At 65.8% G+C, this 15,135-nt stretch carries 12 protein-coding genes and 1 pseudogene; 10 read left to right on the top strand and 3 right to left on the bottom strand.

Features of this window, described 5'->3' with window-relative positions; all coding sequences use genetic code 11:
* Positions 1 to 7 precede the first annotated feature (7 nt).
* From EPA99_RS11335 to EPA99_RS11325, 3 genes and pseudogenes are all read right to left on the bottom strand, one after another.
* Positions 8 to 577, bottom strand: a complete 570-nt coding sequence (locus EPA99_RS11335) for a gluconokinase (protein ID WP_241688361.1) — start codon at positions 575 to 577, stop codon at positions 8 to 10.
* 20 nt (positions 578 to 597) lie between these two features.
* A pseudogene (zwf, locus tag EPA99_RS11330) lies at positions 598 to 2,211 on the bottom strand (glucose-6-phosphate dehydrogenase); the annotation flags it as partial.
* Positions 2,208 to 4,010 (bottom strand): glycoside hydrolase family 15 protein, encoded by a 1,803-nt coding sequence (locus tag EPA99_RS11325; protein WP_129471328.1) that lies wholly within the window; start codon positions 4,008 to 4,010, stop codon positions 2,208 to 2,210. The gene EPA99_RS11325 and the pseudogene zwf, both read right to left, overlap by 4 nt.
* A gap of 223 nt (positions 4,011 to 4,233) precedes the next feature.
* On the opposite strand from EPA99_RS11325, the gene hflK reads away from it, so the two are divergent.
* The 10 genes from hflK to EPA99_RS11275 all read left to right on the top strand — a co-directional run bounded on the left by hflK (position 4,234) and on the right by EPA99_RS11275 (position 14,968).
* Positions 4,234 to 5,379, top strand: a complete 1,146-nt coding sequence (hflK, locus tag EPA99_RS11320; protein WP_129471327.1) for an FtsH protease activity modulator HflK — start codon at positions 4,234 to 4,236, stop codon at positions 5,377 to 5,379.
* Positions 5,376 to 6,239, top strand: coding sequence for a protease modulator HflC (gene hflC, locus EPA99_RS11315; RefSeq protein ID WP_129471326.1), 864 nt, complete (start codon positions 5,376 to 5,378; stop codon positions 6,237 to 6,239). The genes hflK and hflC overlap by 4 nt, the downstream gene beginning before the upstream one ends.
* Positions 6,240 to 6,255: 16 nt before the next feature.
* Positions 6,256 to 6,441 carry a DUF2065 domain-containing protein gene (locus EPA99_RS11310; RefSeq protein ID WP_129471325.1) on the top strand — a complete coding sequence of 62 codons (186 nt, stop codon included), beginning with the start codon at positions 6,256 to 6,258 and terminating at the stop codon, positions 6,439 to 6,441.
* 312 nt (positions 6,442 to 6,753) lie between these two features.
* Positions 6,754 to 8,046 carry an adenylosuccinate synthase gene (locus EPA99_RS11305; protein ID WP_129471324.1) on the top strand — a complete coding sequence of 431 codons (1,293 nt, stop codon included), beginning with the start codon at positions 6,754 to 6,756 and terminating at the stop codon, positions 8,044 to 8,046.
* Positions 8,047 to 8,230: 184 nt separating this feature from the next.
* Positions 8,231 to 8,410 carry a hypothetical protein gene (locus tag EPA99_RS11300; protein WP_129471323.1) on the top strand — a complete coding sequence of 60 codons (180 nt, stop codon included), beginning with the start codon at positions 8,231 to 8,233 and terminating at the stop codon, positions 8,408 to 8,410.
* A gap of 83 nt (positions 8,411 to 8,493) precedes the next feature.
* Complete coding sequence (locus tag EPA99_RS11295; RefSeq protein WP_129471322.1) at positions 8,494 to 9,024, top strand: MarR family transcriptional regulator; 531 nt, start codon at positions 8,494 to 8,496, stop codon at positions 9,022 to 9,024.
* Positions 9,011 to 9,340 carry a hypothetical protein gene (locus EPA99_RS11290; protein ID WP_129471321.1) on the top strand — a complete coding sequence of 110 codons (330 nt, stop codon included), beginning with the start codon at positions 9,011 to 9,013 and terminating at the stop codon, positions 9,338 to 9,340. Before EPA99_RS11295 ends, EPA99_RS11290 begins: the two co-directional genes overlap by 14 nt.
* A 201-nt stretch (positions 9,341 to 9,541) precedes the next feature.
* Positions 9,542 to 12,043, top strand: coding sequence for a type I restriction-modification system subunit M (locus EPA99_RS11285; RefSeq protein ID WP_129471320.1), 2,502 nt, complete (start codon positions 9,542 to 9,544; stop codon positions 12,041 to 12,043).
* Entirely contained in the window at positions 12,036 to 13,310 is a 1,275-nt protein-coding gene (locus EPA99_RS11280; protein ID WP_129471319.1) for a restriction endonuclease subunit S, read from the top strand. Before EPA99_RS11285 ends, EPA99_RS11280 begins: the two co-directional genes overlap by 8 nt.
* On the top strand, positions 13,307 to 14,968 hold the full coding sequence (locus tag EPA99_RS11275; protein ID WP_129471318.1) for an ATP-binding protein: 1,662 nt from the start codon (positions 13,307 to 13,309) through the stop codon (positions 14,966 to 14,968). Before EPA99_RS11280 ends, EPA99_RS11275 begins: the two co-directional genes overlap by 4 nt.
* Positions 14,969 to 15,135: the final 167 nt, after the last annotated feature.

Here is a 15,135-nt window from a genome sequence, read left to right as displayed (position 1 = left end):
TCTTGCCCTAGGCCTCTTGCTCGGACGCCTCCGCGTGGCGGGCACGTTTGCGCAATGCCTTGATGACCGCCTTGGCTGTGTCCTTGGCCTTGGTCTTCGGGGTCACCACGTAGGTGGCCTCGTCGGCCTGCGGCGGTTCCAGGGTTGCCAGCTGATCGTCGAGCTGGCTGGGTGGCATGAAGTGGCCTTCGCGCTCGCGGATGCGCAGCTCCAGTTCGGCGCGGTCGCGCTTGAGGAAGACCAGCAGCAGCTCGGCATCGGCCCGCCGCAGGTGATCGCGATAGACCCGCTTGAGCGCCGAACACGCCACCACGCAGCGCTTGCCGTCCTGGCGTTGGGTGGCGATCCAGTCGGCCACCGCGTCCAGCCAGGGCCAGCGGTCCTCGTCGGTCAGGGGAAAGCCGGCCGCCATCTTCTCGATGTTGGCCTTGGGGTGCAGGTCGTCGGCATCCAGCCAGGCGCGGTCCAGGCGTTTGGCCAGGCGGCGCGAGATGCCGGTCTTGCCCGAGGCGGACACGCCCATGACCAGCAAGGTGGCGGGCAGACGCTTGGAATCGCGGTGCGGGTGATGGCTCATGTACGTGACTTGCGTGGCTTCTTGGTGGCGGGCGCACTGTCCGGCTTGCTGCGCTTGGCCTGCGCGCTCTTGCGGTGCGGCGGTGGCTTGCGCCCGGCGGTGAGCGGCCGCCAGGTGCGGCCCTGGTCCAGCGCCAGCAGTGCATCGGCTGCCCCCGGGCCATCGCTGCCGGCCGGATAGTTGGGGAAATCGGTTGGCGGCTGCGCGGCCCAGGCATCGAGCACCGGCTGCACGATGCGCCAGGCCGCATCGACCATGGCCGCATCCTGGAACAGGCCCGATTCCCCGCGCATGCAGTCGTGCAGCAGGCGCTCGTAGCCCACCGAGTACTCGCGTGGAAACCAGTCGCGGTAGCGGAAGTCCATGCGCACCGGCGCCAGGCTCACCGGATAGCCCGGGCGCTTGACGTCGAACTGCAGCGAGATGCCTTCGTCCGGCTGGATATGCAGCACCAGCCAGTCCGGTCCGTAGCCGCCCACCGCCGTATGCCGGAACGGCGCCAGCGGGGCGGGCTTGAAGCGGATGGCGACTTCGGTGGTGCGCTCGCGCATGCGCTTGCCAGTGCGCAGGTAGAACGGAACGCCGGCCCAGCGCCAGGTGTCGATGGCCAGCTTCATCGCCACGAAGGTCTCGGTGTCGGTGGTCGGCGGCACGGTGTCTTCATCGCGGTAGCCGGGCACCTGCTGGCCGGCGATCGTGCCGGCCGCGTATTGGCCGCGCACCACGTCTTCCGGCGCCAGCGGACGTACGGCTTCGATCACTTCCGTGCGCCGGCGCAGCATGGCCTGCGGGGTGAAGTCGGCCGGTGGCTCCATGGCCACCATGGCCAGCAGCTGGAACAGATGATTGGGCACCATGTCGCGCAGGCAGCCGGTGGGGTCGTAGAAGCGGCCACGCCCCTCCACGCCGATGGTCTCGGCGGCGGTGATCTGCACATGGTCGATGCGGTCGCGGTTCCACACCGGCTCGAACAGGCCATTGGCGAAGCGGAAGGCCTGGATGTTCTGCACCGTCTCCTTGCCCAGGAAATGATCGATGCGGAACACCTGGTCCTCGGTCAGGACCTTGGCCACCACCGCGTTGAGGTCGCGCGCGCTCTGCAGGTCGTGGCCGAAGGGCTTTTCCACGATCACCCGGCGCCAGCCATTGCTGCCGCCCTGCTTGACCAGGCCGGCGCGGCCCAGCTCCTTCAGCGCCGGGGCGAAGAAGCTCGGTGCGGTGGCCAGGTAGAACAACACGTTGCCTTCGGTGGCATAGCGCTTGTCCAGCTCGGCCAGCTGGGTCTTCAGGGCGCGGTAGTCGGCGGCCTTGGTGAAATCGCCACGCAGGTAGTGCATGCGCTTGTTGAGCCAGCCCCAGGCTTCCTCGTCCAGGCCATCGGCCTGGAACTCGCCGCCGCCCTTGGTGGCCTGCGCGTACATGGCATCGCTGATCGTGCGCCGCCAGTTGCGCTCGCTGATATCGCCGTGGTCGAAGCCGATGATGGCGAAGTTGTCGTCCAGCTGGCCGGCGCGCTTGAGGTTGTACAGCGCCGGCATCACCAGCCGCTTGGCCAGGTCCCCGCGCGCGCCGAAGAGCACCAGCAGGCAGGGCGGGGCGCTGCCGTTCTCCGGGGCATGGGCGATCTCGTTCATGACTGAACCTCCTCACTGGGATGGTGGTGGTGGCCGGCATCGGCCAGGCGATAGGCGGCGTTGACCAGGGCCACGTGCGAGTAGCCCTGGGGGAAGTTGCCGAGCATGCGGCCGCTCCTGGGGTCGTATTCCTCGGCCAGCAGGCCTACGTCGTTGCACAGGCCGCACAGGCGCTCGAACAGCGCCTCGGCATCGGCATGCCGGCCGATCATCACCAGGCATTCGACCAGCCAGAAGCTGCAGGCCAGGAAGGTGCCTTCGCCTGGCGGCAGGCCATCGCCGGCGGCGTCATCGGTGCGGTAGCGCAGGACCAGCCCGTCCACGGTCAGCTCGCGCTCGATGGCTTCCACGGTGGCCACCACGCGCGGGTCCTGAGGTGGCAGCAGGCCCACCATCGGGATCAGCAGCAGTGCCGCATCCAGCCGCTGGCTGCCGTAGGACTGCACAAAGTAACCATCGGCGTGCACACCCTGGTCGAGGATCTGCGCCTTGACGCGATCGGCCAGCTCTCGCCAGTGCGCGCGCTGCGCATCGCTGTAGGCGCGGCTGGGGTTCTCCGCGGCACGGTCGAAGGCCAGCCAGGCCATCAGTTTGGAATGGACGAAGTGGGCGCGGCCATCGCGCATCTCCCAGATGCCTTCGTCCGGCTCCTGCCAGCGCTTTTCCAGTTCGTCGAGGAAGGCGCGTTCCAGGTCGTGGATGGTGTCATCGGCCGGTACGCCCTTGCGCTCGGCGAACTCCATCAGGCCGATCACCTCGCCGTACACATCCAGCTGGAACTGCTTGGCCGCCGCGTTGCCAATGTGCACCGGGCGGCTGCCTTCATAGCCGGGCAGCCAGTCCGCGTCCCACTCGGCCAGACGTCGCTCCCCGCCCACACCGTACAGCGCCTGCAGCTCGCCAGGCGTGCCGGCCACGGCGCGCTTGACCCAGTTGCGGAAGGCCGCGGCCTCCTCGAGATAGCCGGCGTTGAGCAGCGCCAGCAGCACGAACACGCCATCGCGCAGCCAGCAGTAGCGATAGTCCCAGTTGCGCTCGCCGCCCAGCTGCTCCGGCAGCGACGCGGTGGGCGCGGCGATGATCGCGCCCGTGGGCAGATAGCTCAGCCCCTTGAGCACGATCAGCGAGCGCTTGACCAGCTCGCTCCACTTGCCCGCCTGCATGCAATGGCCGGACCAGTCGTGCCAGAAGTCCTCGGTGGTGGCCAGCGCCTGTGCGGCATCCAGCGGCGCCGGCGCTTGCGTGTGCGAAGGCCCATGGCTCAGCACGAAGTCCACGGTCTGGCCCTGGCCGATGTCGAACGTGGCGTCGGTGATGAAGTCGTGGCTGCGCAGCGGCACCTGGCTGCGGATGACGATCTGGTCAGGCCCGGCGATGGCCAGCAGGCCGCCATCGACCTGCGTGACCCAGGGCGTGACCTTGCCGTAGCCGAAGCGCAGCACGATCTCCGTGCGCAGCTGCATCGTGCCGCGCAGCCCTTCGACGCGACGTACCAGGTGGCTGTGCGGCTGGCCGTCGTGGCTGGCGACCATGAAATCGATCACCCGCACCGCGCCGCCTTCGTTCTCGAAGCGCGTCTCCAGCACCAGGCTGCCATCGCGGTAGTGCCGCGAGCTGCTGGCCTGGCCGGTGGGGCCGATGAGCCAGCGGCCGTGCTCGCTGCTGCCCAGCAGGCCGGCGAAAACGGCATCGGAATCGAAGCGGGGCAGGCAGAGCCAGTCGATGGAGCCGTTGGAGCAGACCAGCGCGGCGCTGCGGCAGTTGCCGAGCATGGCGTAGTCCTCGATATGTGCCGGCATGGGAGCCTCGTGCGGAAACCAGGCGCCAGAGATAGCAGCCGGCTCGTCAGGCCCGCGTGGGCATTGCCCGACCGTTGGCTTGCCCGCCGCTGACGGCCCTGTCGGACAGCCCCGGTCCCGGCCGCCTTGCCCACGGCGGGCGGCGCCCCATCTTGTAGAATCGGACGATTCTTAAGATCCGCACGGCGCCAGCGCCGGTGTGGGTCACCAATACGGAGTGGGCATGGCCTGGAACACCCCTGGAAGCTCGGGCAACAACGGATCGGGCGGCAACGGGTCCAACAACAATCCCTGGCGGCGCAACACGCCGTCCGGTGGCGGTGGTGGCGGCTTCAACGCGCTGATCGAGCGTCTGCGCGAGCTGTTCAGTGGCGGCGGCGGCAATCCGCTGCGCTGGGTCGGGCTGGCGGTGCTGCTGTTGCTTGTGCTGAGCAGCTTCCAGCTGATCGGCGAGCAGCAGCGGGGCGTGGTGCTGCGCTTCGGCAAGTTCGCCCGGGTCATGCAGCCTGGCCCCAACTTCAAGTGGCCCTGGCCGGTGGAGAGCGTGCAGAAGGTCAACGCGACCGAGATCAAGACCTTCAGCAACACCGTGCCGGTGCTGACCAGCGACGAGAACATCGTCAGCGTCACCCTCAACGTGCAGTACCGCATCAACGACCCCTATCTGTACCTGTACGGCACGCGCAGTGCCGATGAGATGCTCAAGCAGTCCGCGCAGAGCGCGGTGCGCGAGCAGGTCGGCCGCTCGGACCTGGAGTCGGTGCTCAACAAGCGTGGCCCGCTGGCGGCCGCGGCCAGGACCCGCCTGCAGGGCGCGCTGGATGCCTACAAGACCGGCCTGGTCGTCACCGGCCTGACCCTGCCCAACGCGCGTCCGCCGGATCAGGTCAAGCCCGCCTTCGACGAGGTCAACGGCGCCCAGCAGGTGCGCGAGCGCCTGGTCAACGAGGCCAATGCCTACGCCGCCAAGGTGGTGCCCGAGTCGCGAGGCGAAGCCGCGCGCACCCGCACCCAGGCCGAGGGCTACAAGGAGGCGGTCATCGCCAACGCCCAGGGCGATGCCGAGCGCTTCACCCTGTTGCAGAAGCAGTACGCCAATGCCCCGGACACCACGCGCAAGCGCCTGTGGCTGGAGACGGTGGAGAAGGTGCTGGCCAGCAACCGCAAGGTCATCGGCGCCGATGGCCGCCAGCTGATCTACGTGCCCATGCAGCCGGGCCAAGCCGCGCCGCAGCAGTCCGGCAGCAACCCGCCGGTGATGCCGCCGCAGACCTACATGCAGCCTGCGACCGGTTCCAGCGACAGCACCACCGTCACCCCGATGGAGCGCCCCGCGCGCCCGGCCGGTCGTGAGGAGACCACCCGATGAAGACTTCCGTGATCGTGGCGATCTTCATCGCCGTCCTGCTGGGCCTGATGGGCTCGGTGTATGTGGTGCGCGAAGACCAGACGGCCATGGTGCTCAACCTGGGCCGCGTGGTGCGCGCCGACGTCAAGCCCGGCCTGCACTTCAAGGTGCCGCTGGTGGAAACCGCGCGCGTGTTCGACCGCCGCTTCTCTGTGCTGGAGACTGCACCGGAGCGTTATTTCACCAGCGAGCAGAAGGACGTCAGCGTCGACTTCTTCGCCGTGGGCTACATCTCCGACGTGCGCGCCTTTTATCGTGCCACCAGCGGTGATGAGCGCATCGCCGCCGCACGCCTGGCGCCGATCATCACCGACTCGCTGCGCAACGAGATCAACTCGCGCACGCTGACCCAGCTGGTGGCGGGCGACCGCAGCGAGATCATCTCCAACCAGCTCAAGGCCATCAACGAGGCCAGCAAGGGCCTGGGCATGCAGATCAAGGACCTGCGCCTGAAGCAGATCGACCTACCCACCGACAGCCAGGTCATCACCGATGTGTACGAGCGCATGCGCGCCCAGCGCAAGCAGGTGGCCAGCAAGCTGCGTGCGGAAGGCGAGGAGCAGGCCCGCACCATCCGCGCCGAGGCCGACCGCCAGCAGACGGTGATCGTGGCCGAGGCCGAGCGCGATGCCCAGCGCCTGCGCGGCGAGGGCGATGCCGAGGCCGCGGCGATCTTCGCGCGTGCGGCGCAGGCCGACCCCAGCTTCTATGCGTTCTACCGCAGCCTGGAGGCCTACCGGAACTCGCTGGCCGACGGCAACGGCGTGATCGTGCTGGACGACAACGACCCGTTCCTGCAGTACCTCAAGTCCGATCGCTAAAGCCGCCACCGCAAGCATGAAAGACCTATTCGCCGCGCTCTGCCTGGTGGCGGTGCTGGAAGGGCTGTTCCTCTTCGCAGCCCCGCTGGCCTGGAAGCGGATGGTGGAGCAGCTGCACGCGCTGTCGACCACGCAGCTGCGCACCTACGGCGGGGTGGTGATGTTCGTGGGCGTGGGCGTGCTGTGGTTGGTGCGGCATTGAGAGGGGTTGGGGCCGCCCAGCCCTGGTCGATCCCCACTGCTGACGGATGTAACGCCAAGGCCAGGGCGCCAGGCTGAACCGTCTCAGGGCTTCGCTGGGCAGGGGTGGCTCCGGTCGCCGGAAACCCGGATAATGCACAAAAGCCGGATGGGCCCGCTGACCTAAAGCGATCCTTCTCCGGCTTTTTCCGTGTCAGGGCGGTCGGCAGGCCTGGAAGCTCCCCGATGGAGCCTCCCCGCAAGGCGTGCCACCCGGTCTGGGACGGCCCAAGTCCGCGGCCCCGATGGCCGCAACAAAACAGGAGTACCCGTCATGGGTCAGTCAGTGGTGGTGTTGGGCGCCCAGTGGGGCGATGAAGGCAAGGGCAAGATCGTCGACCTGCTCACCGAGGAGATCGGCGCGGTCGTGCGGTTCCAGGGCGGCCACAACGCCGGCCATACCCTGGTCATCAACGGCAAGAAGACCGTGCTGCACCTGATCCCTTCCGGCATCCTGCGCGATGACGCGCTGTGCCTGATCGGCAACGGCGTGGTCATCAGCCCGGCCGCGCTGATCAAGGAAATCGACGAGCTGGAAACGGCCGGCGTGGAAGTCCGTAGCCGCCTGAAGATCTCCCCGGCCGCCCCGCTGATCATGCCGTACCACATCGCCCTGGATCAGGCCCGCGAGAAGGCGGCCGGCGGCAAGGCCATCGGCACCACCGGCCGCGGCATTGGCCCGGCCTACGAGGACAAGGTGGCGCGCCGCGGCATCCGCATCGCCGACCTGCATTACCCGCCGCAGCTGGAAGAGCTGCTGCGCACCGCGCTGGACTACCACAACTTCGTGCTGACCAAGTATCTGGGCGTGGAGGCGGTGGACTTCCAGAAGACCTATGACGAGGCCCTGGCCTTCGGCGAATACGTGCAGCCGATGAAGTCCGACGTGGCCGGCATCTGCCACGACCTGCGCAAGCAGGGCAAGCGCGTGCTGTTCGAAGGCGCGCAGGGCGCGCTGCTGGATATCGATCACGGCACCTATCCCTACGTCACCAGCTCCAACACCACCGTCGGCGGCGCGCTGGCCGGTACCGGCGTGGGCGCGCAGGACATCGACTATGTGCTGGGCATCGCCAAGGCCTATGCCACCCGCGTGGGTGGTGGCCCGTTCCCCACCGAGCTGGACGACGAGATCGGCCAGGGCATCCGCGACCGCGGTGCCGAGTACGGCGCCTCCACCGGCCGCCCGCGCCGCTGCGGCTGGATGGACATCGTCGCGCTCAAGCGCGCGGTGGCCATCAACGGCATCTCCGGCCTGTGCATCACCAAGCTGGACGTCCTGGACGGCATGGAAAAGCTGAAGGTCTGCATCGCCTACGAGTACCGCGGCAAGCGCACCGAGTACGCCCCGCTGGACGCGCAGGGCTGGGAAGAGTGCACCCCCGTGTACCTGGAGTTCCCGGGCTGGAACGAGAACACCCACGGCGTGACCGAGTGGGACAAGCTGCCCGCCGCCGCCCGCGCCTACCTGCGCGCGCTGGAAGAACTGGCCGGCTGCCCGATCAGCATCGTCTCCACCGGCCCGGACCGGGATCACACGATGGTGTTGCAGGATCCGTTTGCTTGATCTTCCTGCCGGCGTAAGCCGTCAGTGTCGATCCACCAAACCCCGCGCAAGCGGGGTTTGGTGTTTCTGGGCAACAGAAAACTCGTGAGTCGCGTATGTGGTGCCGGGCGTAGATCGACAAGCTGGCCGATCCCCGCCTTGCCCCGCTGCTACCCCAGGGGGCGTCAGCTCCAAGGACCTGAAGATGGTGGGCAAGATCAAGGCGTACGCCTATCAGTACATCGCCCAACTTCGCGCCGTGCGGCCAAAACCTCATGATCTGCACCAGGCCCTCGTCGAACTGCGCGCCGAGCGCCTGCCGCAGATACGGGCGTGGTTGAAACAGCAGAGGGGCCCAGATCTGGTGAACGGGGTACAAAACTAGGCTTCCGTCGAGAGCCATTCTTTTGCTTGCAAAGTCGAGCCTCGTAGGCAATATTCGCTATTCGCGAATAGCGAATATGAGCAATGGACCTGAAGCCACAAGAGTTGCTGGTACTGCTGAAGGTGTCCGCCCATCCGGAGCGGAAGTTCACATTCGCCGTGCTCGCCCAGGAGCTAGGGATGAGCGCTGCCGAGGTCCACGCCAGCGTCAAGCGGGCAACTGCGGCCGGACTGGTCAACGAACGGGGCAGGGGCGACTGGTCGCCGATCCGCCCGGCCTTGTTGGAGTTCATGCTGCACGGCGTGCGCTATGCCTTCCCCGCGGAGATCGGCCCGGTCAAGCGCGGCGTGCCGACGGCGCATGCCGCCGAGCCACTCGCCAGTCAACTACACAGCGAAGCCGACACACCTGTATGGGCGCATCCCCAAGGCAGCGCCCGCGGTCCGTCGGTGTCACCCATCTACCGCACCGCGCCAAAAGCGGCACTGGCCGACCCTGGCTTGTACCGCCTGCTTGCACTGCTGGATGCCCTACGCATGGGGCGCGTGCGGGAGCGTGAGCTTGCGGCACAGGTGTTGACCAACGCATTGAAGCCGCTCGATGCTGCGGCCTGATCCCAACCTGCCGCATCTGGAGGTCATTGCCGCCGCTCTGGGTGATCTGCGAGAACGGGTCGTCTTTGTCGGGGGCTCGACGGCAGGCCTGCTGTTGACCGACCCGTTGGCCGAGGGCGTGCGCCCCACGCTGGATATCGATGCCATCGTGCAGGCCGACACCCTTGTACAGTTCCATCGCGTTGAAGCCCAGCTGGAGCAGCGAGGCTTTGTTCGCGACGCAGCCAGCGGCGTGCCAGTCGCATCGGCAGATCAATTTGATCAATGCGCGGAAGTTGGTGGAGCTATGGACCACGCCCTGTGCACAACTCAGTAACACCGGCCGCACACATAGCTGCCGTGGAAGCTCGATTGGTTGCTCGCGTCAGAAAGCAGGCGAACCCCTGCGAAAAGCCAGTGATCTCAATGCGATGCCTGCACAAAAACGCATCATCTAGCACCGTCACTCCGTGCTGAGAGGCGAAACTGATGCCGATCTGTAATTCGAATTAAGCGTTGCTAAAGAGAAGTTTGATTTATGCCATTGACCCTTCCCCAACTGGAACGCCACCTGTTTAAGGCCGCCGACATCCTGCGCGGCAAGATGGATGCGTCCGAATTCAAGGAGTACATCTTCGGGATGTTGTTCCTCAAGCGTTGCTCCGATGTATTCGAGCAGCGCCGCGAGCAGGTCATCGCCGAGCGCAAGGACGCGGGCGAAAGCGACGCGCAGGCCAAGGCGTCCGCCGAAAATCCGCGCTGGTACAAGGTGGAAGATGTGGTCTGGGTGCCGCCGAACTCGCGCTACCAGACGTTGCTCAACGATGCCCACCAGAACGTGGGCAACGCGCTGAACAAGGCGCTGTCGGGGATCGAGGACACCAACAACAGCCTCGAAGGCGTGCTGGAGCACATCGACTTCACCCGCAAGGTCGGCCAGAGCAAAATTCCCGACATCAAGCTGCGCCAGTTGATCACCCACTTCGGCCTGCACCGCCTGCGCAATGAGGATTTTGAGTTCCCCGATCTGCTGGGTGCCGCCTACGAATACCTGATCGGCGAATTCGCCGACTCCGCCGGCAAGAAAGGCGGCGAGTTCTACACGCCGCGCTCGGTGGTACGGATGATGGTGCAGCTGCTCAAGCCCGAGCAACATCACGACATCTACGATCCCTGCAGCGGCTCGGGCGGTATGTTGATCCTGTCCAAGGACTACATCGACGAACACGGCGGCGACGGCCGCAAGGCCAACCTGTTCGGGCAGGAATTCAACGGCACGGTCTGGTCGATCTCCAAGATGAACATGCTGCTGCATGGCATCAGCACCGCCGATCTGCGCAACGAGGACACGCTGGCCGAGCCACAGCATGCCGCCGGTGGCGAGCTGCAGCGCTTCGACCGCGTGCTGACCAATCCGCCGTTCTCGATCAACTGGGGCACCACCGACAAGAGCACCGACGGCAGCCCCGCCTGGGCGCCGAAGTTTCCCGAGCGCTTCCGCTACGGCCAGGTGCCGCTGGGCGCGAAGAAGGCCGACCTGATGTTCCTGCAGCACATGGTGGCCGTGACCCGCGACGGCGGCATGATCGCCACGGTCATGCCGCACGGCGTGCTGTTCCGCGGTGGCGACGAGGCGCGCATCCGAGCCGGGCTGATTGCCGACGACCTGCTGGAAGCGGTGATCGGCGTGGCGCCCAACCTGTTCTACGGCACCGGCATCCCGGCCTGCATCCTGGTGCTGCACCAACAGGTGCAGCACGGCGGCAACCGCGTCAGCGGCAAGCCGGCGCAGCGGCAGGGAAAGGTGCTCTTCATCAATGCCGACCGTGAGTATTTCGAGGGGCGGGCACAGAACTACCTGCTGCCCGAACACATCGAAAAGATCGTCACCACGTTCGACGAATTCCGCGCCATCGACGGCTTCTCCGCCATCGTCGACAACGCCACGCTGCTGCAGAACGGCTGCAACCTCAACATCCGCCGGTATGCTGACAACGCCCCGGCGCCGGAACCTCACGACGTGCGCGCGCATCTGGTCGGCGGCGTGCCGAAGGCCGAGGTGCAGGCCAAGGCCGCGCTGTTCGCCGCGCATGGCCTGGAACCGCAGGAGCTGTTCGTCGTGCGTGACGCGGCGTATTTCGATTTTGCGCCGATGCTGACCGCCCGCGCCCAGCTAAAGCCTGCCGTCGAAGGCAATCCCGGCCTGCAGGCGAAGGAGGCCGCGCTGCGCGGCGCGTTCGAGGGCTGGTGGCAGGCGCACGGCACCCGCATCACCGCGCTGGCGGGGCGCCAGAACGATGCCGCCGCGCTGGTCGCGCTGCGCCATGAGCTGCTGGCCAGTTTCAGCGAGGCGCTGGAAGCCGTTGGCCTGCTCGATCCATTCCAGGTGCGCGGCATCATCGCCGGCTTCTGGGTGCAGACCCGCTACGAATTCCAGACCCTGATGGCGCGCGGCGCCCGCGGCGTCATCGACGCGTGGCGCACCAGCATCGTCACCGCACTGGAGGACAAGGCCAGCAAGGACAACCCGCTGGACCACAAGCTGGTGCGCTTCCTGTTGTCCGAGTTCGTCGAGGCCATCGCCGAACTGGAAGCGAAGAAGGCAGAGCTTGATAGTCAGATCAAGGCGGCTGACCCGAAGGCATCGAAGGACGCTGATGGCGAAGACGGCGATGCTGAAACCGCCGATGCGAGTGAAGACGAAGAGGCCGTGGATGAGGCGCAGCTCAAGGCCTGGAAGAAAAACCTGGCTGCGCTGAAAAGGCAGCTCAACGTCCAAAAGGACAGCTTCACCGACGAACTCGATCGCAAGGTTGCCGCCCTGGACGAGCCGGCCGCCGCTGCGCTGTTGCTGACCATCCTGCACGACGACATGCGCGCCATCGTCGAGCGCTACGTCGCTGCGCAGCGCAAGGAAGTAGTCGCGGCGTTCGAGACGTGGTGGGACAAGTACCGGGTGACCCTGGCGGATATCGAAGGCAAGCGCGATGAGGCGGCGCGGGCGTTGCAAGGGTTCTTGAAGGGGCTGGGGTATGTCTGAGGATCTTCCGGCTGGTTGGCAGAGTCGCAGCCTGAGTTCGCTTGGCGAGTATTCGAACGGGTACGCCTTCAGTAAGCGGCATTGGGCTGAGCATGGCCTCCCCATCGTACGTATTGCCCAGATTACCGGGACGCAAGGAGTCGAAGACCGTTATCCAGGCTTGCTGCCAAGTGGTTTTCGTATCACAGATGGAGACCTGATCTTCTCTTGGAGCGGCACGCTCTCAGTCGTGAAGTGGCAGGGTGGGCCGGCCTGGCTGAATCAGCACCTTTTCAAGGTGACGCCATCCGAAGATGTTGATCGAAGACTGCTTTTCCACGTTCTTCGGGCTTCCGTAGCCGAGATGGAAAAGCGGACTCATGGCAGCACCATGAAGCACATAAAGCGTAGCGAGCTCGAGGAGTTCTCTGCTGCTCTTCCATTGTGTGGTCAAGAACAAGCCCAGATTGCAGAGATCCTCGACACCCTCGACACCGCCATCCACGGAACCGAGGCGCTCATAGCCAAGCTCAAGGCCGTCAAGCAGGGTCTGCTGCACGACCTGCTGACGCGCGGCATCGACGCCAACGGCGAAGTGCGCCCTCCACAGTCCGAAGCACCGGATCTCTATAAGTCATCGCTACTCGGTTGGATTCCTTGCGACTGGGAAGCAGGGCCACTTCAACTCTGGTTGTCTGATAAGCCAAAGAATGGATATTCGCCGAAAGAGGCGGAAGAGTGGACGGGATGCCAGATGTTGGGCCTAGGATGCCTAACCGGCGTTGGATTTGAGCCAAATCAGTTGAAGAACGCTCCTTTTGCAGACGCGAGACTCGATTCGGTGATGCTATCTGATGGTGATTTGCTCATGAGTCGAGCGAATACGCGTCAACTCGTAGGTCTTGTAGGCGTCTACTCGGATGTTGGCACTCCATGCGGCTATCCCGACTTGATGATGCGATTGAAGCCAACTGTCGAGACCAGTGCTCAGTATCTGCAGTTTGTCCTTCGATCCCCTATGCTGCGCAGACAGATCCAGGCTCACGCAGTGGGGACGTCAGAAAGCATGGTGAAGATAAGCGGAAGGATTGTTCGCGACCTTGTCGTTGCGATGCCAGACAGGCAGGAGCAAGCTCGAATTCTGGATGCTCTTTCTGCTGCTAGCACCAATCTTGATTCCGAATCGAAAGCTGTATCAGCATTGCGTGATCTTAAATTCGGCGTCATGGACGACCTCCTTACCGGCCGCGTCCGCGTCACCCCACTGCTGGATGCCGCCACCGCATGACCCGCACCCTGCCACCTGCCGAATCGCTGACGGTCGAGTTCAAGAGCGACCGCAGGAAGCTGTCCGACAGCGAGTTGGCCGAGGCCGTGGTGTGTCTGGCCAACGCGGAGGGTGGCGCGCTGTGGTTGGGCGTGGAAGATGATGGCACCGCGACCGGTCTGCATGCCGACCACCGGCAGCTAGCCGGCTTGCCCGGCCTGATTGCCGCGCGCACGTCGCCGGCCATCGCGGTGCAGGTGGAGGCAGTCGAGATCGATGGTGTGCCCGTCGCGCGCATCCTGGTGCCGAAGGCCGCCACGGTGGTGGCCACCGCCGCTGGCGTCTACCTGCGCCGCCGCGTGAAGCACGACGGCACGCCCGAATGCGTGCCGATGCTGCCGCATGAGCGCGATAGCCGGCTCGGCCAGCTCGGCCTGGTCGATGCGTCGGCGCAGCCGGTGGCCGGCGCGCAGTTGTCCGATTTCGACCCGTTGGAACGCGAGCGACTGCGCCAGGCCGTGCAGCAGTACGGTGGCGACCGGGTGCTGCTGGAGCTGGACGATGAGGCGCTGGACGGTGCGCTGGGCTTCACTGCGCGCCAGTCCGACGGCCGCCGCGTGCCGACGCTGTGCGGCCTGTTGGTGATCGGCCGGGTCGAGGCGCTGCGCCAGCATGTGGCCTCGCATGAGTTCGCGTTCCAGGTGCTGGCCGAACAGGCGGTGCGCTTCAACGAGTTCCGCCGTGTGCCGCTGCTGCAGGCCATCGACTGGCTGGAGACCAACTTCCGGCCTTACAACCCGGAAGAGGAGCTGCAGGTCGGGCTGTTCCGCGTGCCGGTGCCCAAGGTCGACATGGCCGCCTACCGAGAGGCGGTGGCCAATGCGCTGATCCACCGCGACTACCATCGCCTCGGCGCGGTGCATGTGCGGTTGGAGAACGACGCGCTGGTGGTCAGCAACCCTGGCGGTCTGGTCGATGGGGTGACGCTGGACAACCTGCTCACTACCGAGCCGCGTCCACGCAACCGTACCTTGGCCGATGCGATGAAGCGCATCGGCGTGGTGGAACGCTCGGGGCGCGGGGTCGACACGATCTATCGGGGTCTGTTGCGCTTCGGCCGCTCGGCGCCGGACTACTCTCGCACGGACAGCCACAGCGTGGTGGTGCGGCTGGATACTGGTGCGGCGGATCTCGACTTCGGCCGCATGGTGGTGGAGCGGGAGCGGCGCAGCAACGGCGAGCTGCCGATCGACAGCCTGATCGCGCTGGCCGCGTTGCGCGAGCTCAAGCGTGTGACCGCCGACGAGTTGGCCACGCGCATCCAGCGCGACCCCGCCAGCGCCAAGCGCACGCTCGAGGCGCTGACCGAGGCCGGCCTGATCGAGGCGCATGGGCAGACCCGCGCGCGCAGCTACACACTGTCGGCCGCCGTGTATCAGCGCCAGGGCGAGAAGGCCGCCTATACCCGGCAAGCCGGCTTCACCAGCTTGCAGAACGAGCAGTTGGTGCTGAACTACGTGCAGCAGCACGGGCAGATCCGCCGTGCCGAGGTGATGGAGCTGTGTCGATTGGGTGCCTTGCAGGCCAAGGCGCTGTTGGGGCGGCTAAAAGCGCAAGGGCGGCTGTCCCAACATGGGACACGCCGGGCGGCCTACTACACCCTTGAACCTGACGACTGAAAGGGTGGCGCCAGGAGAACGGGGTCCTTTGGAGGTCTTTGGGACTCTTTGGAGGTCTTTGGACATCTTTGGACATCTTTGGATGTCTTTGGATCGCTTTGGAGTTCTTTGGAGGTCCATGAGAATGTTGGGATGTTCATGGATGCCTGCATCCAGCCGGGGAGATG

This window comes from Pseudoxanthomonas composti (assembly GCF_004122095.1).
Classification (GTDB): Bacteria; Pseudomonadota; Gammaproteobacteria; order Xanthomonadales; family Xanthomonadaceae; genus Pseudoxanthomonas_A; species Pseudoxanthomonas_A composti.
This window is presented reverse-complemented; position numbering and strand designations above follow the sequence as displayed.